Source organism: Providencia sp. PROV272 (genome assembly GCF_049901975.1).
Taxonomy (GTDB): Bacteria; Pseudomonadota; Gammaproteobacteria; order Enterobacterales; family Enterobacteriaceae; genus Providencia; species Providencia stuartii.
The window spans coordinates 2,334,692-2,358,735 of sequence record NZ_CP096291.1 but is presented as its reverse complement, the minus strand read 5'-3'; the positions used below and the strand labels follow the sequence as shown (position 1 = coordinate 2,358,735).

Below are 24,044 nucleotides of genomic sequence, written 5' to 3'. Positions count from 1 at the left end.
AAAACGAAGCCTTTTATCGAGCGGAAAGGTCAAAAATCCTTATCAATAGTTAATATCAATTATATGGTAAATGAAATACACGTAAAAGGTTATTTTTATGAAATGATATAAATTGTTGTAATGCAGATAATGTGAGTTTAGTTGATAGAGCGTATTTGTCAGAGTAAAAATAGGCAATCAGAGGTGGAAGGTTGCATTGAGATGCTCATACATTTGCGTTATTTTTCTTTGTAACTAAAGAGTCGTGTGTATTGATGAATGATAATGGAGATATAAGTTTTTTCTCTTTTTCATAAGCTCACTATAGTTAACCGTTAACTTATTGGAACAGTAATAAGATTAATCTAATAGAGCACTAGTTTGATAAAATTTTGATGAAATAAGTATTAATTAAAAAGGTCATATTGTCTGCCATTCCCCCCTAGAACCCCACATTTGCTAATCAATAACAAAAAATTATTAGATTAATATCCTGATTTTCTTTACTCTCAATAGGTGTTTAATAAGCCATAAATTTGCAAGCATTTGACGAGAACATTAAATGTTAAATCATAATTTAATTTAAAGTTAAACATCGTACCAAATATTTATTAATAAAATAATTAATTAATTTAAATTACGCTGGGATTTTTTTAATGATTTAACGCTAAGGCAAAACGCTATATTAACGAATAGTTTTTATGTTTTAAATATACAATAAATGGCAATAAATTTATTGTATATTTTATTTTTACTGATGATTAAATGATGGAAGAAATAAGAGTAAGTTTAAATTAATAAAGCTCAAAAAAGAGATTCTTTTTAACTAAGATGAAATTTGTACTAAAAAACATACAGACTTAAATAATATTTAACTAATGATGACAAAATGATCTGTAAGTGCATATACCTATTAACGGTGATGAAATATGTTGCTATATTTTTATTAAATAATAAAAATTGAGTCCAAAACTCTATTTGGAGACGCTATGGAAAAAACTAGAACGACATTGGACCAATGGATTACCTTGCAAGCTGTTGTAGATTGCGGGGGATTTGCACAAGCCGCTGAAGTATTACATCGGACTCAATCCGCTATTAGTTATACAATCAGCAAACTTGAACAAACACTAGAAATTGAAATCTTTTCATTAGAAAAAAGACGCGCTGTTTTAACACCGAAAGGTGAAATGTTATTAGCGTTATCTCGGGAGTTAACGAATAAAGCGATATTATTGGAAACAAAAGCTAAATTACTGAATAGTAAATGCAATATAAAGATTAAACTCGTGATAAACACGCTTTATCACACAGATAATCTTTTAGATAAAGTGGCTAATTTTATTAAAAGGCATAAAGATTATGACATTGATATAATCAAACAAAACATATCTAAATCAGATGTGTTTGCTTTAAAAGATTATGATATTTTGATTACAGATCAGCATGTTGAGACTTTAAATCCTATTTTTTTAGAAACGGTTGAATCTGTTATTGTGACTTCACCTGACCATATATTACAGAGTATTGAAGAATCTAACTTATTGGATTATCTATCTAAATATACAAAAGTTGTTCTTGATCCTTCATTGGAAGATACCGTTAAAAGTGCACAAACTATCAGCGCTGCATCACTAGAAACAGTTATTAAACTTGTCGAAAATGGAACGGGCTATACATGGTTGCCTAAAAATCTAATAAAAAACCAGTTGAATAATCATTCACTAAAACAGCTAAAAATTGCCAATAAAAATATTTACTATGATTTTTATATGTATGTGAATAAAAATTCATTGGTGCAAGATGTTTTAGGTGAATTTATAAACCATTTAGAGTTAACTGAGATTAAATAAACGTTAATCATTAAATGAGTAATCAAAAATAAACATTAAGTGTTTCGATATAATAACAAAAAATTCAATGTAACAAGATATTAACTAAATTAAATTGTGATGCTATATTTCGCTTGCACTCATGCACTGAGTAAATATTTATTAGTGCTGTGGCAATTAACATCAGAATATCTAATTATAGGAATCGATATGAGTATTCTAAAAAAATCCCTAACTGCTTTAGGGGTGGCTTTAGCTGTAACAACCGCTCCAGCTGTTTTTGCTTCAGGAACAATTGACTTTACTGGTGAAATAACTGATTCAGCTTGTGCAGTAGATAGTAGCTCTCAAAACTTAACGGTTGACCTTGGTAAAGTGTCAGTGAAAAGTTTAGCAGCAGCAGGGCAAATTGCTGGTTTAAAAGATTTTACTATTAAACTCATCGATTGCCCTGAAAATGCTAAAGTGGCAGTAAGATTTGGTGGCTCTCGTGATAACGATGACCGCGATATTTTACAAATAGCACAAGCTGGGGGTCACGCAACCAAAGTAGGTATTGCTTTATTTGAAAAGGATGCGACAACACAAATTAAACTATTGGCGGATTCAAGTCCGAAGTGCAACGCTAAGCCGCCTTTCTTAGCTCCGCAAACACCACCGAAGGTTGTCTGAACCCCAGACACTTGCGTGGCCTGCTGTTCAACGCTCCCTGATAGCGTTGTAAGTCTTCTTCTGTCACTGTCCGCAGGTCTGTTCCTTTCGGGATAAACTGTCTTAACAACCCATTCGTATTCTCGTTCAGCCCACGCTCATGCGAGGCATACGGATGGGCAAAGTACGTATCTGCGTTCAGTGCTTCTGCTATCGCCTTGTGCTCACTAAACTCTAGACCGTTATCGAACGTTATTGTGTGACATACATCCTGATACTCACTCAGCAGTGAGATAATGGCCTTACTGACTTCCACCGCATCCTTTGAAAACACCTTTTTTGTCAGGTAAATACGGCTTTTGCGTTCTGCCAGTGTCACGATAGCACCAGTGCCCTGTTTACCCTGCACCAAATCGGCCTCCCAGTCCCCCAGACGGCTACGGTCATCGACGACTGACGGCCGTAGCTCAATGGATACCGCATCAGGGATGCGCCCTCGTTTCTGCCCGTAGCCCTTACGATATCGCCGTTTGCCCTGCCTAAGATGCCTGTACAACTCGCCACCGCTACGCTTATCCGCATAGATATACTGGTAAATCCATTCATGGCTGACGCTAAGACCAATAATGCTGCCAATTGCACTTATTTGCTCAGGACTCCACTTCCACTCCAGAGCAAATATCACGAAATCTATGGTCTGCTGAGGAATTGTCCTTTTGGCAGATGACAGCCGCCTATCACAGCACTTCTGGTGTGCCTGTTGTGGGTTATAACCAGTATCTGAAGTGTTACGCCTCAGTTCACGGGAGACCGTGGACTTGCTTACACCGATACGGATACCTATCTCATGGCAGGATAAATTATCCTCACGCAGTATCGATATCTGGTATCGTTGTCCTTCGGTTAGTTGCTGATACTTCATACTTACTCGCTCATCTTTGGTCGGAAGAGCAGGATAGCTTATCAGTAGCTAACCGTCCTTCCATCTAACATGACCGAGCGTTGCACTTATTATCTGAATTCGCGATTTGAAGATTCAAAATTAGTTGAATTTAAAAATGCAGCAGGTGATTCAGTAGAATTGAATTACGTAGCTCGCTATAAAGCAACAGGTGCTGCAACTGCTGGTAAGGCAGATGGTACGGCTGTTTATAGCATTCAATATCAATAATAAATATATACCCTAAATAATTTGAGTTGCATCTAAAAGACAGACCTACATATTCTGAGAAGCATCGTTATTTAATGCCTCTTGGAGGGGATGGTGCACGTCAATCATGAGGCAATTTGAATATAGTGTGTATAGAGGGTAACGCTGTTACCCTCTCATTTTTAATAAATAAAATGGCCGAATTATGAAAAAAATAATTTTTTCAGCAGTTTTTCTTTTATTTTCTATTTCTCATTTTGCTTCTGCGGCGGGTGTCAGTGTGGGAGGAACTCGTTTTATCTATCAAGAAAATAAACGTGAAATTGATATCCCTATTTTTAATAGTGATAAAGAAAAGCCATTCCTTATTCAAACTTGGGTAAGTCCATTTGAAGGTGAAGGAAAAACACCATTTATTGCAACGCCACCATTATTTCGCATCGAGCCAGATAGTAATGCTGCTGCACGTATTTCTTATGTAGGTGAACCTATTGGTTCAAACCAAGAAAAATTATATTTGCTTAATGTAAAATCAATACCACCTAAAGACGTTAAAATTGAAAATCAATTACAGATTGTTATCAATTCTCAGTTTAAACTATTTTTAAGATCAAAAGATATTGTTCCATTTGACTTTAATAAAGTTGAAATTATCAAAAAACCTGACGGTATTATTATTAATAACGATACTCCCTATCATTTATCAGTTAGGGATATATTGGTGGACGGGAAAAACATCCAAGGTGGTGATCTCGTTTACCCTCATACAAAAGAATACATTGTTAAACACAGCATAAATAATAATCAAAAAGTTGTTGTTAAATTTATTAATGACTATGGCGCGATTATTGATAAAACATCTAAATAAGAGTATAAAAAATGTCTGCCTCATGTTTTAAAAATAAAAGTTTATACCACTCAAAAGTTTTTATTGCAGTCAGTATTATATTATATTCTAACAATACTAAAGCAGATGATGTTTTTGACATTAATGCAATCAATACAGGGATTGAAAGCCACGTTGCGGATGTAAATAATTTAGATTATCTGTCATATTCGGGAGGGCAGCTACCCGGAACTTATCATGTCGCTATTTATATTAATAACAAATTTGTTGATGAACAAAATTTACGCTTTATCTTTGATAAGCAAAATAAAAAGCTTGTTCCTGAAATAGCAAAGAAGATGCTATTAAGCTGGGGGGTTAAAAATACCGCGAGCCAAGCCTTTAGCGATGCAAAAGATGATCAAGCAATCACTGATATCGCCGCGACTATACCCGGAGCGTTCTATAAATATGATTTTGGGAATGGTCGCCTTAATATCAGTATTCCTCAAATAGGGTTAGATAATTATAGCCGCGGTTACGTTGATCCTAAAGAGTGGGATGATGGTATTAATGCCGCCTTCGTAAATTATAATATCCGACACAGCCAAAATTGGTATAAAGATCGTGACGATACCAATAACACATTTATTGGCTTACGCAGCGGTATTAATTTTGATGTGTGGCGATTGAGAAACCACAGTACTTATAGCCGGACTTCAGGGAAAACGGATTGGAATAATCTACAAACTTATGTGGAAAGGGATATTCGTCCATTAAAAAGTCACTTAACGATTGGTGAAACAGCATCGGATAACGGTGTTATGGAAAGTAACCCTTATCGAGGCGTAAAGCTAGCCTCCGATGAAAGTATGTTACCGCAAAGTCAACGTGGGTTTGCGCCGGTAGTTAAAGGCATTGCTCAAACGAATGCTGTTGTGACGATCCGCCAAAATGGTAGCGTGATTTATCAAACGACAGTACCACCCGGCGAGTTTGAAATAAATGACCTTTATCCTACGTCATATAGTGGTGATTTGGATGTACAAATAGAAGAAGCAAATGGAACGATCCGTTCGTTTATTCAACCTTTTTCTGCCGTTCCTATGATGCAGCGAGCGGGATCATTAAAATACAGCATTGATATTGGTAAATACAATGTTGATAACGCGCTTCGGAAACCTAATTTTGCGCAAGCCTCTGCTATTTATGGTTTGCCTTATAACTTGTCGGTTTATGGTGGTTTTATTTTATCAAAGGACTACCAAGCTTATACCGCAGGGACAGGGATCAACTTGGGGAGTATTGGGGCAATTTCAGCCGATGTGACTCAATCTAAAACAGAACTACTTGATAAAACGAATGCGCAAGGTCAGTCCTATCGAGTGCAATATTCGAAATATATGCCAGGAACAGGTACGTCATTTTCTCTTGCATCTTATCGCTATTCGACAAAAGAATATTACGATTTTTCTGCATCAAATAATGACCCTTATGAGAGCGGAAGAAAGAAACAGCAGTTCCAAGCTTCTATTTCTCAATCATTAAAAGATATTGGTTATTTATCCATTAATGGTTATCAACAATATTATTGGGATAGAAGCGGCGTCGATAAAAATTTAACCGTAGGCTTTAACTCTAATTATCGACAAATAAACTATGGTATTTCTTACTCTTATACTAAGCAGGAACATACTAATAGTAAAAACGAAATGTTATCTATCAATTTTAGTGTTCCATTTACGCTTGGACAAAAAAATAACTGGGTCAATTATCGTTACAATACTAGCCAGAATGGTGATTCGATTAGTTCGGTCAGTGTGAGTGGTACACGTTTAGAAGATAACAATTTGCAATTTGATATCACGCAAAACTATAACCATAGCCGACATGAAAATAGCGGTTCGGTGAGTGGTAATTATATTGTTTCATCAGGAGAGTATAACGGGGGCTATAGTTATGACCCACGTTATCAGTCCGCTAATATCGGGGCAACTGGCGCGTTACTATTACACTCTGGTGGTATCACCCCAGCTCGAGCGATTTATGACTCTGCGGTTTTAGTCAAAGCCAATGATATTAATGACCTGAAAGTCAATAATGCGCAGTCGCTTTATACTAACTCTTGGGGATATGCTGTTGTACCGAGTGCTACACGTTATGAAAGGAATAAGATCAGCGTTGACCCTTCAACATTAACAGGAAATAACGATGTTGGGTTAAGCACGACAACAGTTGTACCAACTCGTGGTGCTATCGTATTAGCCGACTTTAAAGGTAAACGTGGTGCGAGAGTCATGCTTAAATTAACTCACCATGATCAACTCATTCCATTTGGAGCACAAGTGTCTGTTTTAGTTGATAAAGAAGAAGTTACAACAGGTATTGTCGCTAATGATGGTGAAGTCTATTTAAGTGGTGTACCTGAACAGAGTCGTATTGTTGTCAAATGGGGAAGTCATGCGGATCAGCAGTGTGAACTGCCACTTCAGCTTGATTTAAGTAACGACAAAATTCAATTTATTGAGCGAATTTGCCAATAGGAGCAGACATGAATAAATTATTTTTAATTGGGGGTATTTCGACGCTTCTATTTTCACAATCCGCTTTAGCCGAATTTAGAGCATTATTTAATGAATTATCTCATACAGTGAATGAACCTATTTATGTTTCAAGAACAGCACCAATTGGATCAGAAGTCGGAACTATTGATTTAGGAAGCTATACCGCTTGGAGTTGGAGTAACATAACAGACGAAGTTCAAGTGGGAATTTATTTACCTGAAACGTATGGCAGTAAACAATATTATAATAACAGATACATTAAAGAAATTAATAATTCTGGTGTGGGCTATGCGCTACATGGGACAGTGTCAACACCTTGCACAGGTAGTGCTTATGTTGATGGAATTAATACCATTGATGGAAATAATGCGAATAGGATGATCTGTAGCACTACCCAGAGTTCAGGTGTGTATACCGTTTCTTTAAAACTTGTTTTTTATAAGCTCAAAGATAACGTAAAAACGCAAGTACTACCTGCTAGCCGAGCGGCGATGTTAATTATTTATAATAATGGATTTCAAACATCGGATAGCTACGGTAATATGGAGCCTAAGGTTAGTATAGGGCCGGTTAATATTATTTCGACAGGTTGTGAAGTGCTGAATAAAAATATTCTTGTGCCTTTTAATAAGATTGATAAATCGAGTTTTTCAGGGGTAGGGAGTGTTAGCCCAAATAGCGTGAAAGATTTTCAAATCAACCTTAGTTGTGACCCCGTGTCACCCATAAAAATCACCTTTACTGGAACACCTGTCAATAATAGTATGACACCCGGAACAATCGCATTAAATAATCCAACAGACGTCAATACTGCGAAAGGGTATGGTATACAAGTTAAGTATAAAAATGACCCCATTAAAATAAATCAAATGATGACGATCGAAGAAAAAAATGTATCGTCGGAAAATTATAGTATTCCATTACAAGCAGCGTATATTCAAACTTCGAATGATACACAAGCTGGCCAAGCTAATGGAACGTTACAGTTTAATTTGCAATATCATTGATTCCCAGAAAAATCGGACAGATTAAACGGTAACTATTCAATATAAATTATGATGAGCACAATATTTATTACAATGTTGTGCTTATTTTTATTTTAGTGATGCCAAAGACGAACGTAGGAGAACTTGGTGGCATTGGACCGAATGGATTGGCATTTACTGAATTTTATTATTCAACAGAGAATGGGAGCTATTTTGATGACTATCATCGTGTTTTAGCACAAGCATTGCCATCAGTATACCATGTTGAAAATTCTTGGGAAAACTATGACAAAATAGCTTCGGTGATTGCTGCTGTATTTAATAATTGGAAAATGACTCACTCTAAATAAGCATACAGCATTATCTATATCGATTGAAAAAGGGAGCAAATGCTCCCTTTACACCAATATTGATTTATTCGACTTCCAAAATACGGCAAGTATTCGTACTACCAATTGTGCCCATCAAGTCACCTTGAGTAACGAGAACGAGATCTCCAGTCATTAAATAACCATTATCACGTAGGCGTGTGATAGCTTCATTCGCAGCCGCAATACCATCGGTGTGAGTGCTACAGAAAACAGGTGTAACACCACGGTACAGTGAAGACTGATTGAGTGTTTTTTCATGGCGCGACATAGCGAAAATAGGTAAGCCAGAACTGATACGTGACATCATACGAGCAGTACGGCCTGATTCAGTCATCGCGATAATGGCTTTGACCCCTTTCAGGTGGTTAGCAGCGTACATCGTTGACATCGCGATAGCTTCTTCAGGTGAATCAAACTCGGCATCTAAGCGGTGCTTGGAGACATTCAGTCCAGGCATTTTTTCAGCCCCTAAACAGACTTGTGCCATGGCAGCAACAGTTTCAGCTGGGTATTGCCCCGCAGCGGTTTCTGCTGATAGCATAACGGCGTCTGTACCATCTAGAACGGCGTTAGCGACATCCATCACTTCAGCACGAGTCGGCATTGGATTTGTGATCATTGACTCCATCATTTGAGTTGCGGTGATCACTACTCGGTTGAGCTGACGTGAACGGCGGATCAGTTTCTTTTGTACCGCAACTAATTCTGGGTCACCGATTTCAACGCCTAAATCACCGCGAGCAACCATGACAACATCCGATGCAAGGATAACTTCATCCATAATTTCATCGGTTGCCACAGCTTCAGCGCGCTCTACTTTCGCGACGATTTGGCATTCACAGCCTGCATCACGAGCCAAACGGCGCGCATAATTTAAATCTTCGCCTGAACGAGGGAAGGAAACGGCAAGGTAATCGACACCGATTTTAGCGGCGGTGATGATATCTTCTTTGTCTTTATCGGTTAGTGCTTCAGCCGATAAACCACCACCAAGTTTGTTGATGCCTTTATTATTGGAGAGTTGACCGCCAACGGTTACTTCAGTGAAAACTTGTAAGCCTTGGACTTCACGGACTTTCAGTTGTACACGACCATCATCAAGCAATAAAATGTCACCAGGTACAACATCAGCAGGTAAACCTTTATAATCAATACCCACTTTTTGTTGGTCACCTTCACCTTTGCCGAGAGTGGCATCAAGGATAAATTTATCACCAACATTCAAGAATACTTTGCCATCTTTAAACGTAGAAACACGTATTTTAGGGCCTTGTAAATCGCCAAGGATCGCAACATGGCGACCTAAACGAGCTGCGATTTCACGCACTTTGTTAGCACGAAGAATATGGTCTTCTGGAGTTCCGTGAGAGAAGTTTAGGCGTACAACGTTGGCGCCGGCGTTAATAATCTTTTCAAGGTTATTATCACGATCGGTAGCTGGACCTAGGGTAGTAACAATTTTAGTTCTTCTAAGCCGTCTAGTCATGTATTACTCCGTTGACCTGTAATGGTGTTGATTTATTGAGTGAAATCTTTTCATACTTCAAGCGGTATGTAGTGCTCGTGGCGTAAGCCCCTATCATATTATGTCGACATACAACTTGAATCATTTAGCGTATTTTCGAGACCTTTTTACGACAAGTCGTCATGCTGACACGAGCACAGCTATTATATACTGCTAATTCGTTTATGCTATCAGGTCTGTAAAACTATTAAAGCCCACAGCAAGAAAAGAATACTTTTTAACGTTTACACACTATCAAACCGCGAATCACGTAATGCTTCTTTGACCCGTTTCAAGTTATCTCTAAATTTTTCACCTCTTCTTAAGGTAAAACCCGTTGTGAGGACATCGATCACTGTGAGTTGAGCAAGTCTTGAGACCATTGGCATATAGACGTCGGTATCCTCTGGTACATCAATAATAATTGAAAGGGTAGCGACTTGAGACAATGGAGAGTTTTCTGAGGTGATGGCAATCACAGTGGCATCGTTATCACGGGCTAGGCGAGCCATATCAACTAAGGCTTTCGTTCTTCCTGTATGCGAGATTAAAACGATAACATCCCCCTCAGTACTATTTATACAACTCATTCGTTGCATGACAATATCATCGAAATAAATGACGGGAATATTAAAACGGAAAAATTTATTCATCGCATCATGTGCTACAGCCGCCGATGCGCCAAAGCCAAAAAAGCTGATTTTTCTTGCTTGAGTGAGAAGGTCAACCGCACGATTAACGGCCGCAATGTCTAAAGTATGTTTGACATTATCTAAACCCGCCATTGCTGATTCGAAAATTTTATGGGTATAGGTGTTAACCGTGTCATTCTCTTCAACATTTCGGTTCACGTAAGGGGTGCCGTTAGCGAGGTTTTGCGCCAATCGAAGTTTAAAGTCAGGAAACCCTTTGGTATCCATTTTACGGCAAAACCGGTTAACGGTGGGTTCACTCACATCAGCAAGTTGAGCAAGGCTCGCAATGCTAAGATGAATAGCTCGCTGTGGCATACCTAAAATCACTTCGGCAACTTTCTTTTCTGATTTACTTAAAAAATCGAGGCTGTTCTTCATTTGTTCTAAAATATTCATATAACGAAAGTGCCTATTTCATCAAAAGGAGAAATTTTTCTGCCATAAAGATACGCTGTATTTTATTAATATCGTTTTGAAGGCAGTGTGTATATAAAAGGAATATACTATGGGTAATGGCTAACCTATCTGAATGAGAGGCGTTTGTGATGTAATTTTTTACAAAACTATGAGCTGTATCTAATTTTCATATCAGTAAGTTCGTTAGCTGTTTTGTCATTTTATTACAAATGCTGTCACCATTCAGTTAACATGACATGGTTTAGGTTTGCTGCTTTTTTCAGCATAAAAACTGTGATCTGTATCATCAATATTTACTGAATACCCTCAAAAGGGTACATTAGCGGAACATCTGGCTAATTTTGTAACAAAATTACAATAAATTCCGCAAATTGAGGAGAACCAATATGGCGGTAAATAATGCTGCTCAAGCCTGTGACTTGATTATTTTCGGCACCAAAGGAGACCTCGCTCGTCGTAAGTTGCTTCCATCCCTTTATCAGTTGGAGAAAGCAGGCTACATTCACCCAGACACCCGTATCATCGGTGTAGGGCGTGCGCAGTGGAGCCAGAGCGATTATGTTGAGTTTGTTGAAAAGGCGTTCAGCGAATTTTTAAAAGAAGATCTCGACCCAGTACTTTGGGAGAGGCTCAGTGCGCGTTTAGATTTCTGCAATTTGGATGTTAATCAAACCGAAAATTTCGATAGCTTGGCACAAATGTTGAAGCAAGACTGCCATCCCGCTATCCACTATTTTGCTATGCCGCCGAGCACTTTTGGGGCAGTTTGCCATGGACTTGGACATGCAGGTTTAAATAAACAGCCTAACCGTGTTGTGATGGAAAAACCGTTAGGTACAGATTTAGCGTCTTCTCAAGAAATCAACAATGAAGTAGCGAAATATTTTGATGAAAGTCAGGTCTATCGTATCGACCATTACCTCGGTAAAGAAACGGTACTTAACCTGCTGGCTCTACGTTTTGCTAACTCATTATTTATCAACAACTGGGATAATCGCACCATTGACCATGTGCAGATCACCGTTGCAGAAGAAGTGGGTATAGAAGGGCGCTGGGGGTATTTTGATCAGGCAGGTCAAATGCGCGATATGGTGCAAAACCACCTATTACAAATTCTCACCATGATCGCGATGTCGCCACCTGCTGATCTCACCACTGACCGGATCCGTGATGAAAAAGTGAAAGTGTTACGTTCATTACGTCGAATTGACCACACTAATGTCAGAGAAAAAGCGGTTCGCGGGCAGTATACTGCGGGCTTTGTTCAAGGTAATAAGGTCCCCGGTTATCTTGAAGAAGAAGGCGCTAATAAACAAAGTATGACAGAAACCTTTGTTGCGCTACGCGTTGACATCGATGATTGGCGCTGGGCGGGAGTACCTTTTTATTTACGCACAGGTAAGCGTTTACCTGCTAAGTGCTCTGAAGTTGTTGTTTATTTTAAAAAGCCAGCACTGAATATTTTCTCTGAAAGTTATCAGGAATTACCGCAAAACAAGCTCACTATTCGTCTGCAACCGGATGAAGGGATTGATATTGAGATCATGAATAAGGCACCGGGCCTTGATCACAAACATCGCTTGCAAACCACTAAGCTGGACTTGAGTTTTTCAGAAACCTTTAATCAAACACACCTTGCGGATGCTTATGAGCGCTTATTGCTTGAAGCAATGCGCGGTATTCAAGCGCTGTTCGTACGCCGTGATGAGGTTGAAGAGGCTTGGAAGTTTGTTGATTCCATTATGGATGCGTGGGCTATGGATAATGAAGCCCCTAAACCATACCAAGCGGGTACTTGGGGGCCTATCGCATCGGTTGCGATGATCACTCGTGATGGGCGTTCTTGGAACGAATTTGAATAAGCTATAGTTGATTTATCTCGTAGGCCAGCTTGCTCTAGAAGGAAGCTGGCCTTATTTTTATCCATGGTGCGAGAGCATCTTACAGCACTAACTCACTTCTTCCTGTCGCCGCCATATGAATAATACCTTGCTCTATCCGTAAACAAGCCATTTTAGCCGCATCGGGAACAGACAGCCCCGCGAGTAATTGAGCTGTTAACTCTGCACCAAATAGATCGCCGGTGCCTTTTGGCGTGACAGGGTAACGTTTATGGCGAATAACCGCGACATCCTGTTTGGTGACACACACGACCTCAATACTTTCATCATCGGGTTGGAATGCACTGGTAATGATCACCCATTGTGTATGGCCTTTTAGTAATGAACGAGCAGCTTGAGTTGCATCATCAAGGGTCTTTATCTGTTGACCACTTAGTGTCGCGAGTTCAAATTTATTGGGGATGATACCTGTTGCAAGCGGCAATACTTCATCGCGATACACATCGGCAATTTCTGGGGGAATATAAAAACCGCTATCTTCATCCCCCATAACAGGATCGACAATGACAGGTATAGAAGGGTATGACTGACGTACACTTGATAACCATTGTGCAAGATCATGGGCTTTATCTCTAGAGCCTAAATATCCCGTTAGGATCGCACGTACACTGCCAAGGCAATCGCGCTCAACTAATCCAGACAGATAGCCTCGAAACCATTCACCCGGTAATTCGCCGCCGTGACATGTCACATAATGGGGGGTATTGCTTAAAATCACTGTCGGTACAGCAGCGACCCTTAGCCCTTGCTTCATCAGTGCCGGAACCGCAATACTGTTACCGACACTGCCGTAAATAACTTGCGACTGGATGGAGATGACATCATAAGGCAGCGGCGTGGCATTTGCATCGTTTTGAAAACTGTTAGAGGTGAGGTTAAAGGTGTCCATTTATCTCTCTTTCGGCCAAAATTAAGCAGTTAGCTAATATAAGATGCCTGTTTGCCGTTGAAGTCAATCATAAACAATGGATAGGACTACGTAATAAAAGAAAACAATGAAAAATTTATTTTTTTCAATAAAAAGTATGGTTATCTAGTGAGAAGTTTGTGGTTGATTATTCGTTTAACTTGAGAATAGGTCAAGGTTAGTTGATTATTTCCTGCATAATTATGCAATAAATATTCATTTAAAAAAGCTTTTTATATTCATTGACTTAATATTTTTGGCATGATAAAAATAACCTGTAATCAACAATTATATGAGGGTTCGGAGTAACTTGGATGGATGTCCATCCGATGAAATGAATGAGATATCATGCTTAGCGTGAATAGCATTAAAATCAGTAAGTCCCAAAGAAGAACTACCCATCGGCTTTTCCTTTCAGCGATCCTTTCCAGTGAACACCACTGGTGCGGTGCATTATAGCGTCTCTCTCTATTATTCATTTTGCTGAATAAAATCAGCATCACTTTGATATTTATTTGTTTTTTATAATTGCACAAAATTTTTCTTAGCCGAAAAGTTTGCTATTTCTGTATGAAAAATAAGCAGTCGTGCGATTATCCATAGAGAGATTATATAATGATATATTGGATATTTTTAGCATTAGCTATCATTGCCGAAGTGATCGGTACATTATCGATGAAACACGCCAGCGTGAGTGGTGATTTTACTGGGATGGCAGTAATGTATGTCATGATTGCATCTTCTTACATTTTGCTAGCTGTTGCTGTGAAAAAAGTTGCTCTTGGGGTTGCATACGCCTTATGGGAAGGGATCGGTATTCTATTTATCACGACGTTTAGTGTGTTGTGGTTTGGCGAGTCGCTTTCCCCTATGAAAATTGGTGGCTTAGTATTGTTAATCGCAGGAATTGGGTTAATTAAATCGGGTACTAAAAAATCGACCGTCACTCAGTCTGCTCAAAAAGTGAAAGAAGCGGCGGGGCGTGCGGTCTCTGCGGTTAAATCAGGTGGTTTGGCACAAGAACGTGCTAAAACGGAGGCCTGATTATGGACGTCCAATTTGAATGGTGGCACGGCGCATTTTTAGTTCTTGCTGTGGTACTGGAAATTCTTGCAAACATCCTCTTAAAAATGTCGAACGGCTTTAAACGTTACTGGTTAGGCATTTTATCTTTAGTGGCAGTATTAGGCGCATTTAGCTCGTTGGCTCAAGCAGTCAAAGGTATCGAATTGTCGATTGCTTATGCGTTGTGGGGCGCTTTTGGTATTATTGCGACGGTAGCCGCGGGGTGGATCCTTTTCAATCAGCGGCTAAATTATAAAGGTTGGGGAGGTATCGTCCTGTTATTGTTGGGGATGGTGCTTATTAAAATGTCTTAAAAAATAGAGCGCCAATTGATGATTGGCGCTCTATTTTTTTATGATAAATCGTTTGCTAGGTGTCGTTATTCAATAGCGGCAACAATTTTGATTTCGACTTTATATTCCGGTTTCATCAGCGCCGCTTGTACAGTACAACGAACCGGTGCGCTGCCTTCAACAACCCAAGCATCCCATGCTTGATTCATTCCCGCAAAATCGGCTTTGTCAGCAAGGAAAATCGTTGCATCAAGGATTTTACTTTTGTCAGAACCCACGCGTTGTAAAAGAATATCAATCGCTGAAAGGGTATTCGCTGTTTGAGCAATAATATCAGCATCTAAGTTATCCGGTACACTGGTGTAGTAGACAACATTGTTGTGAATAACCGCTTCAGACCAACGTTTGTCAGGGTCAATTCTTTCAATCGTCATCATTATTCCTTAGTTCATTTCATTAGTGAGTCTTTTTAAGGATAACAGCTTGCTTTATTGATGAAAAATCCTTTCTATGACGATTGGATGATTTAGCTCAGCAGGCAACATCAAGACATGATAAAGTAGACGCCTTCAAAGAGAACAATAAATAGGTTTGCGGTGCACGACGATTTTTCTTCTAATGGCTTTTTGGCGAGAACAATCCCAGGTTTTCAACCACGAGCAGCCCAAGTCAAAATGTCACATGCTGTCACGGAGGCAATTGAAAAACAGCATGTGCTAGTGGCTGAAGCGGGAACAGGAACAGGCAAAACATACGCTTATTTGGTGCCCGCCTTACGTTCGGGTAAAAAAGTGATTGTTTCGACTGGATCGAAAGCGTTACAAGATCAGCTTTATCACCGTGACTTACCCACGATTATAGACGCGATGAAATTTAATGGGCGGACAGCGTTATTAAAAGGCCGCTCAAATTATCTTTGCTTAGAGCGTTTAGATCAGCAGTCATTAGGCGGGGGGAGCCTTGAGCCAGAAATATTGTCTGCCGTTGTCCGCTTACGCAACTGGTCCATTGAATCGGAGTCTGGGGATATCAGCACTTGTCACGATATCGCGGAAGATCATGCAGTTTGGCCATTAGTCACCAGCACTAATGACAACTGTCTCGGCAGTGATTGCCCTCGTTATCAAGAATGCTTTGTATTAAAAGCGCGCCGCAAAGCATTAGATGCTGACATTATCGTTGTTAACCATCATCTCTTTATGGCTGATCGTGTTGTTAAAGATACGGGGTTTGGGGAGTTAATGCCACAAGCTGATGTGATGATTTTTGATGAAGCACATCAAATCCCCGATATTGCTAGCCAATATTTCGGTCAACAACTCAGTAGCCGCCAGCTTCTTGATCTCGCACGTGATATGGTTATGGCCTATCGCACAGAGCTAAAAGATCTGGTTCAGCTACAAAAAAGTGCAGATAGGCTAACCCAAAGCACATTGGATTTTCGCTTAAATTTAGGTGAGAGCAGCTTTCGTGGTAACTTGCGTGATCTATTGAAAAGCCCTGTGGTGCAGCGCGCGTTGACATTACTCGATGATTCTCTCGAGTTATGTTATGAAGTGATCAAGACATCATTAGGGCGTTCGCAAACATTAGATTCCGTTTTTGAACGGGTGACTCTCTACCGTAATCGTTTGAATCGGCTAAAAGATGTCACAATTCCAGGTTATAGCTATTGGTTTGAAAGCTATGGCCGGCATTTTTTATTAGCGATAACACCACTGACGGTTGCGGAAAAATTCAGTGAAATGATCTCCAGTACGCCAGCAAGTTGGGTATTCACATCGGCAACGTTATCCGTTAATGAACAACTCAATTACTTTACCGATAGATTGGGTTTAACGTCAGCGAAAACCTTGCTATTGGCGAGCCCTTTTGATTATCAAAGCCAAACTTTACTCTGTGTGCCACGTTTTTTACCGGAAACAAACCAAAAAGGGGTGGCACAAAAACTTGCGAATATGTTGCGACCACTGATTATAAAAAACCAAGGGCGCTGCTTTTTCTTGTGTACATCACATATGATGATGCGTGAATTAGCCGAAGAGCTGAGAACAACACTCGTGTTACCTGTGCTTATGCAAGGCGAAAGCAGTAAAAATAAGTTACTTGCCCAATTTATTGCGGCGGGAAATGCAGTGCTTGTTGCAACGAGTAGCTTTTGGGAAGGGGTAGATGTCAGAGGGGATGAACTGACATGTGTGATTATCGACAAATTACCGTTTACAGCCCCTGATGACCCATTATTACGGGCGCGTATTGAGGATTGCCAATTAAGAGGCGGTGACCCATTTGCGGATGTTCAAATTCCTGATGCGGTGATCACCTTAAAGCAAGGTGTTGGGCGTTTGATCCGTGATACCAGTGATTACGGCGTTATTGTGATTTGCGATAACCGTTTAGTAACACGTCCATATGGTAAGGTTTTTTTGAATAGTTTACCGCCGTCACCAAGAACTCGCAGTTTATCTAAAGCAATTGAGTTTCTTGAGAAAAACGAATAGAACATAATAATAGCAATTAAACCAAGGTCATAAGCGGTTTTTTCTGCTATTTCATTTTGAGTTTATGCTACTATAAACGTCATTTTCAGGTCACTGTACAGGTACAGTGGCATCAAATCTAATCATTTGCCGGAGTTGTGGCATGTCGAGCCGTATTCTTGCTGTTGATACAGCAACAGAAGCATGTTCAGTCGCATTGTTATGCGATGGAGAAATTATTTCGCGTTTTGCCGTTTCGCCTCGAGAGCATACACAAAAAGTGTTGCCAATGGTGGACGAGGTATTATCTCAAGCGGGGGTCACTTTAAACCAATTGGATGCGTTAGCGTTTGGTCGTGGACCGGGGAGTTTTACGGGCGTTCGCATCGGGGTCGGTATCGCCCAAGGGTTAGCACTCGGCGCCAATTTACCGATGATCGGTGTTTCATCATTGATGACACTGGCAGAAGGGGCATATCGAACGCAAGGACATGAGCAGGTTTTGACGGCGATTGATGCGCGCATGACAGAGGTATATTGCGCTCAATATCATCGTACGGCAGAGGGCATATGGCTCGGTGAGGATACCGAAGCTGTTATGGCGCCGGAGCTATTTAGAGATTCAATCGCTCAGTTGGCAGGGCAATGGAGCCTAGCAGGAACAGGTTGGCAAGCTTATCCGCAATTAAAAGACAGTGCGCTTTCGTTGATTGAAAGTGGGATCACATTGCCAGCGGCACAAGATATGTTACCGATTGCTGAACGTTTATGGCGTGCGGGTCAGGTACAAGCCGTCGAAAACGTTGAACCAACATATTTACGTAACGAAGTGACGTGGAAAAAACTGCCGGGTCGTGAATAGGTATATTTTTTAGATTGGCTATGCTTATTTTATTGTTAAGTTAGGCATAGCCAAGTTCTGTTTTACGCTTTTTTCCTACCAATATTTACTGTCTTAAATGGATGTTTTTTTTAATTCGATGATTGAAATTAGCATCGAGACACATCAAGCCTTATTTTATCAGTCTATAATTGAATTATTCGTGTATTTATCTCTCAAAGTATTGAACATATCGTGTTATGTTAGTTGATATTAATGTTAATCCTTGCCGTCTGAATTTATAATTAAAGCTAAATGGAGGTGGTATATGGGTATAAAAATTAACAGCCGTTCGACATTTAAAGTGGTTTTATTTGTCGGCATATTAACGTTAACGGGGTGTGTGTCGATCCCAGCCTCAATTCAAGGCTCGTCACCTAATCCAGCGGTTAACTTATCGTCAGTACAAAATGCGCCTGAAATGTATATTGGGCAGGAAGGGCGTTTTGGTGGGAAAGTAATCTCTGTTTTTAATCAGCCTAATAAAACGCGATTAGAAATTGCCGTGATCCCACTGAATAAATATGATGCAGCACCAGAATTAAATACGGCATCAACTGGTCGTATTTATGCCTTTGTTAATGGGTTCCTTGACCCTGCTGACTATAATGGTCGTTACATCACAGTGGTGGGTAAAATTACCGGAGAGCAGCCTGGTAAAATTGGTGATATCCCCTATAAGTATGTCACGTTAGACGTAACGGGTTACCAGCGTTGGAATTTAGCGCAAAGTGTAATTTTGCCGCCACCAGGCCCGTGGGGTTATGGGTATTACGGAAACCCTTATTACTATAACCATCCTTGGGGTTACGGATATGGCTATGGTTATGGCTATCCGGGGGGTGTTGCTCCAGTACAAACCTATTTAACCGAATAAAATGAGAAGTGAAAGGCTATTTATTCGGCAATGAGCTTAGTCAGTTTATTTATTAGGTTTATACGTGGGAAATATGTTAATTTTTCCAAAAATGATTCAAAAAAGTGTATTATTATGATATCTACACCAGATATCGTTCTGGAATAACATACTAAAACGAAATAGGCGGAATAGTCCGCCTATTTTTGTTTCGAAGGAATGAAATTTATTTAGTGATAGACCTCTCAACCTTAGCACAGGGTATTTTTCAAACTGGTACGCTGAGTTAATAATTTGTTAAAAGAGTGTTTGAGTTATATTACTATACTAAAATTCAGGAGTCATACTTTGGAAAAAATCTGGCTGAAAAATTACCCAAGCGATGTGCCGGAAGAGATCGATCCTGATCGCTTTGCTTCTTTAGCAGAGTTACTTGAAAATTCGGTTTCGCAATATGCTGACCAACCTGCATTCATCAACATGGGTGCGGTGATGACTTATCGCAAGTTAGAAGAGAGAAGTCGTGCTTTTGCCGCTTACCTACAAAATGGGTTAGGGTTAAAAAAAGGCGACCGCGTCGCGTTGATGATGCCTAACTTGCTGCAATACCCGATAGCTCTATTTGGCGTTTTGCGCGCGGGGATGGTTGTCGTCAATGTTAACCCACTTTATACCCCAAGGGAGCTAGAGCACCAGTTAAATGATAGTGGTGCAACGGCCATTGTCATTGTGTCTAACTTTGCTCATACCCTTGAAAAAGTGGTGTTTAATACCAAGGTTAAGCACGTTATTTTAACTCGGATGGGGGATCAACTCTCTCGTCCGAAAGCGACATTAGTGGATTTTGTCGTCAAGTATGTTAAACGGCTGGTGCCTAAATACCATTTACCAGATGCTATCTCTTTCCGACGTGCGATGCATTACGGTTATCGCATGCAATATATCAAGCCAAAGATCAATGGCGATGACCTTGCGTTCCTTCAGTATACCGGAGGGACGACAGGGGTAGCGAAAGGGGCAATGCTAACGCACCGTAATATGTTAGCGAATATCGAGCAAGCTCGAGCGGCTTATGGTCCGGTATTAAAAATAGGTTCAGAATTTGTTGTTACGGCACTACCGCTCTATCACGTCTTTGCTCTCATGGTAAATTGCTTCCTGTTTATTAATGTCGGGGGGGTGAACTTATTGATTACTAACCCTCGTGATGTGGCAGGTACCGTTAAAGAGTTAGCACGTTATCCGATCACCTCGATTACGGGTGTTAATACCTTATTCAATGCATGGCTACATAACGCAGAGTTTCAACAACTGGATTTCTCCAAACTCAGGTTGACGGTTGGTGGCGGGATGCCTGTTCAAAAAGTGGTTGCTGAAAAATGGCAAAAACTGACTGGGAAGCATTTATTAGAAGGGTATGGATTGACGGAATGTTCGCCACTTGTCACTGGAAACCCGTATAATCTGACGGCTTATAGTGGTAGTATCGGGTTACCGGTTCCATCAACAGAAATCAAGCTGGTTGATGATGATGGAAATGAGGTTGCACTTGGGGAACCAGGGGAAATGTGGGTGAAAGGTCCACAGGTGATGAAAGGGTATTGGAACCGCCCTGATTCAACCGCGGAAATTTTACATGATGGCTGGTTAGCGACGGGGGATATTGCTGAAATAGACAGTGAAGGTTATATCCGCATTGTCGATCGTAAAAAAGACATGATCATCGTTTCGGGCTTCAATGTCTATCCAAACGAAGTGGAAGATGTGATTTCATCTCATCCTGATGTCGTAGAGTGTGCCGCGATTGGTGTGCCGAGTACGAGTACAGGGGAGGCAGTTAAAGTCTTTGTTGTTAGTAGTAATCCTAATCTAACGTCAAATGATCTGAAAACATTTTGTCGCCGCTCATTAACCGCCTATAAAGTACCTAAGTTATTTGAGTTCCGAACCGAGCTACCAAAATCGAACGTTGGTAAAATATTGCGTAGGGAACTACGTGATGAAGAGAAACAGCAAAAAGATAAATCAACAGCGTAACGTTGTCATATCGGTTTGCACCCCTATGAGTAACGCCGGTTTTTACCGGCGTTACTGTGATGAGAATATAAAAAGAGAAATTTGTTTTGAATTATCGTTTAGTTACAACTGATAGCGAACTTGCACAGGTATGCCAGCAGGCGAGTGAAGCCGATTGGTTGGCATTGGATACCGAATTTGTCCGTACTCGAACTTACTATCCACAATTAGGTTTGCTACAGCTTTATGATGGAAAACAAGTTTCACTGATTGACCCGTTATCTATTAGCGACTTTTCACCGTTTAAAGCCTTACTGACAAATAAGAGCCTCACTAAGTTTTTACATGCCGGTAGTGAGGATCTTGAAGTGTTTTTGCATGATTTTGAGTGTGTGCCTGAACCGATGGTCGACACACAGGTTATTGCAGCCTTTTTGGGTTATCCAATCTCCTGTGGTTTCGCTTCTTTAGTTTCTGAATACTTAGGCATAGAGCTTGATAAGAGTGAATCTCGAACCGACTGGCTAGCGCGCCCATTAAGTGAAAAACAGTGCCAATATGCGACGGCAGACGTGCTTTATTTGCTGCCGTTAGCCAAGATCCTGATGCAGAAAGTGGAAGAGTCAGGCTACCTTTCTGCTGCGCTAGAAGAGTGCCAAAGAACGGTTGAACGCAGACAAAATGTGACTGATCCTGCATTAGCTTACCGTAATATCACCAATGTTTGTCAGTTAAAGAATGAGCAATTGGCTTGCTTGCAAATGCTGGCGGAATGGCGGCTAAATCAAGCAAAAGCGCGTGATATGGCGATTAACTTTGTGGTTAAAGAGGAGCATCTTTGGAAAGTGGCGCGTTATTTACCCGGTTCATTAGGTGAATTAGACGCATTAGGGCTGACGGGGCAAGAGATCCGCTGTCATGGAAGGCGGTTACTCAGTATTGTTGAAAAAGCCAAACAAATGGATGAGAGTGAATATCCCCCCACAGTGGCGAATTTGAATGAGCAACCTCAATATAAAACGTTATTTAAAGAGATAAAGAGTGTTGTTAAAGAAATTGCAGAGCATGAGAAATTCAATGCGGAATTGCTTGCTTCAAGGCGACAAATAAACCAGTTGCTCTCGGTACATTGGGGGATCAAATCTATCCCTAATCAGCCTGAATTACTTGATGGTTGGCGAGGAAGAATGCTTGCTGAGCCAATTACAAAGCTCCTTCAACAAGCGCGTTAATGGCCTATTTTCACTCCTAGGTTTGCTAGGAGTGAAATGTTAACCTTTTGCCTAGTGAATAGTGACGGCACTTAAGCGTTGAATAGCTCACCCACTCATTAATCAATCGATTTATTTACTGCACTGCTACGGTTTCGACAGAAAGTTAACTATCGGCAGAGGCGTATCGGAGAGTTGGGGGATTTTGTATTTCTTTTGGCAATAGACACCCAAACCACATAGAACAAATATTCATTCCATTGATGATTATTTAAATTCAATTGGTTGAACAAATAAAAAAGCAAGCCGCTATTTACAACTTAAAAACAACGGCTATTTGCTATGATTATTTTTCAGGAGCCTTGATTTCATCACCTTCCGGTAACGTAACGTTGAGTTCAAGTACTGAGATATCATCACCTTTTTGTTCGAATTGTACAGAAAGCATCTCAGGGTCAACTTGCACGTATTTACAAATAACCTGCAAAATATCTCTTTTCATATCAGCAAGATAAGGAGGTTCACTATCACCGCGGCGACGTTCTGCAACGATGATTTGCAATCGCTCTTTTGCGATATTTGCTGTCGACTTTTTTCTCGACAGAAAGAAATCCAATAAAGCCATTATTTACCCCCCAAATAGGCGTTTCAAGAAACCTTTTTTCTCTTCTTCAATGAATCGGATAGGGCGCTCTTCACCTAAAATACGGTCAACACAGTCACTGTATGCCTGACCTGCATCAGATTCTGCGTCTAAGATGACCGGTTCACCTTGGTTTGATGAACGTAGAACAGATTGGTCTTCAGGGATCACACCAATTAATGGAATACAAAGTATTTCCAGCACATCTTCCATGCTTAACATATCACCACGCGTCACACGACCCGGGTTATAGCGGGTTAATAATAAGTGCTCTTTGATAGGATCGAGCCCTTTTTCGGCGCGGCGTGATTTAGAGGCGAGAATACCCAAGATGCGGTCAGAGTCACGAACAGAAGAAACCTCAGGGTTCGTGGTGATGATCGCTTCATCTGCAAAGTAAAGTGCCATTAATGCACCACTTTCAATACCGGCTGGGGAGTCACATACGATAAAATCAAAAGACAAGTCATTACTTAATTCGTCGAGTATTTTTTCAACGCCTTCACGTGTCAGTGCGTCTTTGTCACGAGTTTGTGATGCTGGCAGAATATAAAGATTCTCGGTGCGTTTATCTTTAATCAGTGCCTGATTTAATGTGGCATCACCTTGAATGACGTTAACGAAGTCATACACTACTCGGCGTTCACATCCCATGATCAGGTCGAGGTTACGTAGACCGATATCAAAATCGATCACAACCGTTTTTTTCCCTCTTTGAGCTAGGCCTGTAGCTATGGCCGCGCTTGAAGTGGTTTTACCGACGCCACCTTTACCAGATGTAACAACAATTATGCGTGCCATGAATAATTCCTTGTAA

General features: G+C 40.3%; 21 protein-coding genes and 1 pseudogene. 15 read left to right on the top strand and 7 right to left on the bottom strand.

What is annotated here, in order from left to right:
- Nucleotides 1-968 precede the first annotated feature (968 nt).
- On the top strand, nucleotides 969-1,832 hold the full coding sequence (locus M1E93_RS10735) for a LysR family transcriptional regulator (protein ID WP_426206889.1): 864 nt from the start codon (nucleotides 969-971) through the stop codon (nucleotides 1,830-1,832).
- 189 nt (nucleotides 1,833-2,021) lie between these two features.
- Nucleotides 2,022-2,483 (top strand): fimbrial protein, encoded by a 462-nt coding sequence (locus M1E93_RS10730; protein WP_426206887.1) that lies wholly within the window; start codon nucleotides 2,022-2,024, stop codon nucleotides 2,481-2,483.
- Here the strand turns inward: M1E93_RS10730 and M1E93_RS10725 are convergent.
- The gene (locus M1E93_RS10725) at nucleotides 2,437-3,384 is read right to left on the bottom strand and encodes an IS30 family transposase (RefSeq protein WP_140035165.1); all 948 of its coding nucleotides are present in this window, start codon (nucleotides 3,382-3,384) and stop codon (nucleotides 2,437-2,439) included. The two genes, M1E93_RS10730 and M1E93_RS10725, sit on opposite strands and share 47 nt — an antisense overlap.
- Nucleotides 3,385-3,489: 105 nt before the next feature.
- On the opposite strand from M1E93_RS10725, the pseudogene M1E93_RS10720 reads away from it, so the two are divergent.
- From M1E93_RS10720 to M1E93_RS10700, 5 genes and pseudogenes are all read left to right on the top strand, one after another.
- Nucleotides 3,490-3,633, top strand: a pseudogene (locus tag M1E93_RS10720) (fimbrial protein); the annotation flags it as partial.
- A gap of 184 nt (nucleotides 3,634-3,817) precedes the next feature.
- Nucleotides 3,818-4,480 (top strand): fimbrial biogenesis chaperone, encoded by a 663-nt coding sequence (locus tag M1E93_RS10715; RefSeq protein WP_004919478.1) that lies wholly within the window; start codon nucleotides 3,818-3,820, stop codon nucleotides 4,478-4,480.
- Nucleotides 4,481-4,491: 11 nt separating this feature from the next.
- A complete protein-coding gene (locus M1E93_RS10710) occupies nucleotides 4,492-6,981 on the top strand; it encodes a fimbria/pilus outer membrane usher protein (protein ID WP_040133097.1) in 2,490 nt (829 codons plus the stop codon).
- A gap of 8 nt (nucleotides 6,982-6,989) precedes the next feature.
- On the top strand, nucleotides 6,990-8,009 hold the full coding sequence (locus tag M1E93_RS10705; protein WP_014658298.1) for a fimbrial protein: 1,020 nt from the start codon (nucleotides 6,990-6,992) through the stop codon (nucleotides 8,007-8,009).
- Nucleotides 8,010-8,107: 98 nt separating this feature from the next.
- Nucleotides 8,108-8,338 (top strand): hypothetical protein, encoded by a 231-nt coding sequence (locus M1E93_RS10700; RefSeq protein WP_036943896.1) that lies wholly within the window; start codon nucleotides 8,108-8,110, stop codon nucleotides 8,336-8,338.
- A 64-nt stretch (nucleotides 8,339-8,402) separates the two neighbouring features.
- On the opposite strand, the gene pyk is transcribed toward M1E93_RS10700, so the two are convergent.
- The gene (gene pyk / locus M1E93_RS10695; protein ID WP_004919488.1) at nucleotides 8,403-9,845 is read right to left on the bottom strand and encodes a pyruvate kinase; all 1,443 of its coding nucleotides are present in this window, start codon (nucleotides 9,843-9,845) and stop codon (nucleotides 8,403-8,405) included.
- Between the two features lie 263 nt (nucleotides 9,846-10,108).
- Nucleotides 10,109-10,954 (bottom strand): MurR/RpiR family transcriptional regulator, encoded by an 846-nt coding sequence (locus tag M1E93_RS10690; protein ID WP_004919490.1) that lies wholly within the window; start codon nucleotides 10,952-10,954, stop codon nucleotides 10,109-10,111.
- 407 nt (nucleotides 10,955-11,361) lie between these two features.
- Here M1E93_RS10690 and zwf point away from each other — a divergent pair, with 407 nt between their 5' ends.
- A complete protein-coding gene (gene zwf / locus M1E93_RS10685) occupies nucleotides 11,362-12,837 on the top strand; it encodes a glucose-6-phosphate dehydrogenase (protein ID WP_004919491.1) in 1,476 nt (491 codons plus the stop codon).
- Nucleotides 12,838-12,916: 79 nt separating this feature from the next.
- Here the strand turns inward: zwf and pdxK are convergent, their stop codons facing one another.
- Nucleotides 12,917-13,765, bottom strand: a complete 849-nt coding sequence (pdxK, locus tag M1E93_RS10680) for a pyridoxine/pyridoxal/pyridoxamine kinase (protein ID WP_004919494.1) — start codon at nucleotides 13,763-13,765, stop codon at nucleotides 12,917-12,919.
- A 633-nt stretch (nucleotides 13,766-14,398) separates the two neighbouring features.
- Between pdxK and mdtJ the strand changes: the two genes are divergently transcribed.
- The gene (gene mdtJ, locus M1E93_RS10675) at nucleotides 14,399-14,827 is read left to right on the top strand and encodes a multidrug/spermidine efflux SMR transporter subunit MdtJ (protein ID WP_036940133.1); all 429 of its coding nucleotides are present in this window, start codon (nucleotides 14,399-14,401) and stop codon (nucleotides 14,825-14,827) included.
- 2 nt (nucleotides 14,828-14,829) lie between these two features.
- Nucleotides 14,830-15,162 (top strand): multidrug/spermidine efflux SMR transporter subunit MdtI, encoded by a 333-nt coding sequence (gene mdtI, locus M1E93_RS10670; RefSeq protein WP_004919498.1) that lies wholly within the window; start codon nucleotides 14,830-14,832, stop codon nucleotides 15,160-15,162.
- A 65-nt stretch (nucleotides 15,163-15,227) separates the two neighbouring features.
- On the opposite strand, the gene M1E93_RS10665 is transcribed toward mdtI, so the two are convergent.
- A complete protein-coding gene (locus M1E93_RS10665) occupies nucleotides 15,228-15,575 on the bottom strand; it encodes a RidA family protein (RefSeq protein ID WP_014658300.1) in 348 nt (115 codons plus the stop codon).
- Nucleotides 15,576-15,737: 162 nt separating this feature from the next.
- On the opposite strand from M1E93_RS10665, the gene M1E93_RS10660 reads away from it, so the two are divergent.
- The 5 genes from M1E93_RS10660 to rnd all read left to right on the top strand — a co-directional run bounded on the left by M1E93_RS10660 (nucleotide 15,738) and on the right by rnd (nucleotide 22,605).
- Entirely contained in the window at nucleotides 15,738-17,642 is a 1,905-nt protein-coding gene (locus M1E93_RS10660) for an ATP-dependent DNA helicase (protein ID WP_104873462.1), read from the top strand.
- Nucleotides 17,643-17,784: 142 nt separating this feature from the next.
- Nucleotides 17,785-18,483: a tRNA (adenosine(37)-N6)-threonylcarbamoyltransferase complex dimerization subunit type 1 TsaB gene (gene tsaB / locus M1E93_RS10655; RefSeq protein ID WP_104873463.1), complete on the top strand. Its 699-nt coding sequence runs from the start codon at nucleotides 17,785-17,787 to the stop codon at nucleotides 18,481-18,483.
- Between the two features lie 286 nt (nucleotides 18,484-18,769).
- On the top strand, nucleotides 18,770-19,378 hold the full coding sequence (locus M1E93_RS10650) for a Slp family lipoprotein (protein ID WP_060560585.1): 609 nt from the start codon (nucleotides 18,770-18,772) through the stop codon (nucleotides 19,376-19,378).
- Between the two features lie 327 nt (nucleotides 19,379-19,705).
- Nucleotides 19,706-21,394, top strand: coding sequence for a long-chain-fatty-acid--CoA ligase FadD (fadD, locus tag M1E93_RS10645; protein WP_163762047.1), 1,689 nt, complete (start codon nucleotides 19,706-19,708; stop codon nucleotides 21,392-21,394).
- Nucleotides 21,395-21,480: 86 nt separating this feature from the next.
- Complete coding sequence (gene rnd / locus M1E93_RS10640) at nucleotides 21,481-22,605, top strand: ribonuclease D (RefSeq protein ID WP_004919510.1); 1,125 nt, start codon at nucleotides 21,481-21,483, stop codon at nucleotides 22,603-22,605.
- A gap of 325 nt (nucleotides 22,606-22,930) precedes the next feature.
- On the opposite strand, the gene minE is transcribed toward rnd, so the two are convergent.
- Nucleotides 22,931-23,209 carry a cell division topological specificity factor MinE gene (gene minE / locus M1E93_RS10635; RefSeq protein ID WP_004919515.1) on the bottom strand — a complete coding sequence of 93 codons (279 nt, stop codon included), beginning with the start codon at nucleotides 23,207-23,209 and terminating at the stop codon, nucleotides 22,931-22,933.
- Between the two features lie 3 nt (nucleotides 23,210-23,212).
- Complete coding sequence (minD, locus tag M1E93_RS10630) at nucleotides 23,213-24,028, bottom strand: septum site-determining protein MinD (protein WP_004919516.1); 816 nt, start codon at nucleotides 24,026-24,028, stop codon at nucleotides 23,213-23,215.
- Between the last annotated feature and the right edge of the window lie 16 nt (nucleotides 24,029-24,044).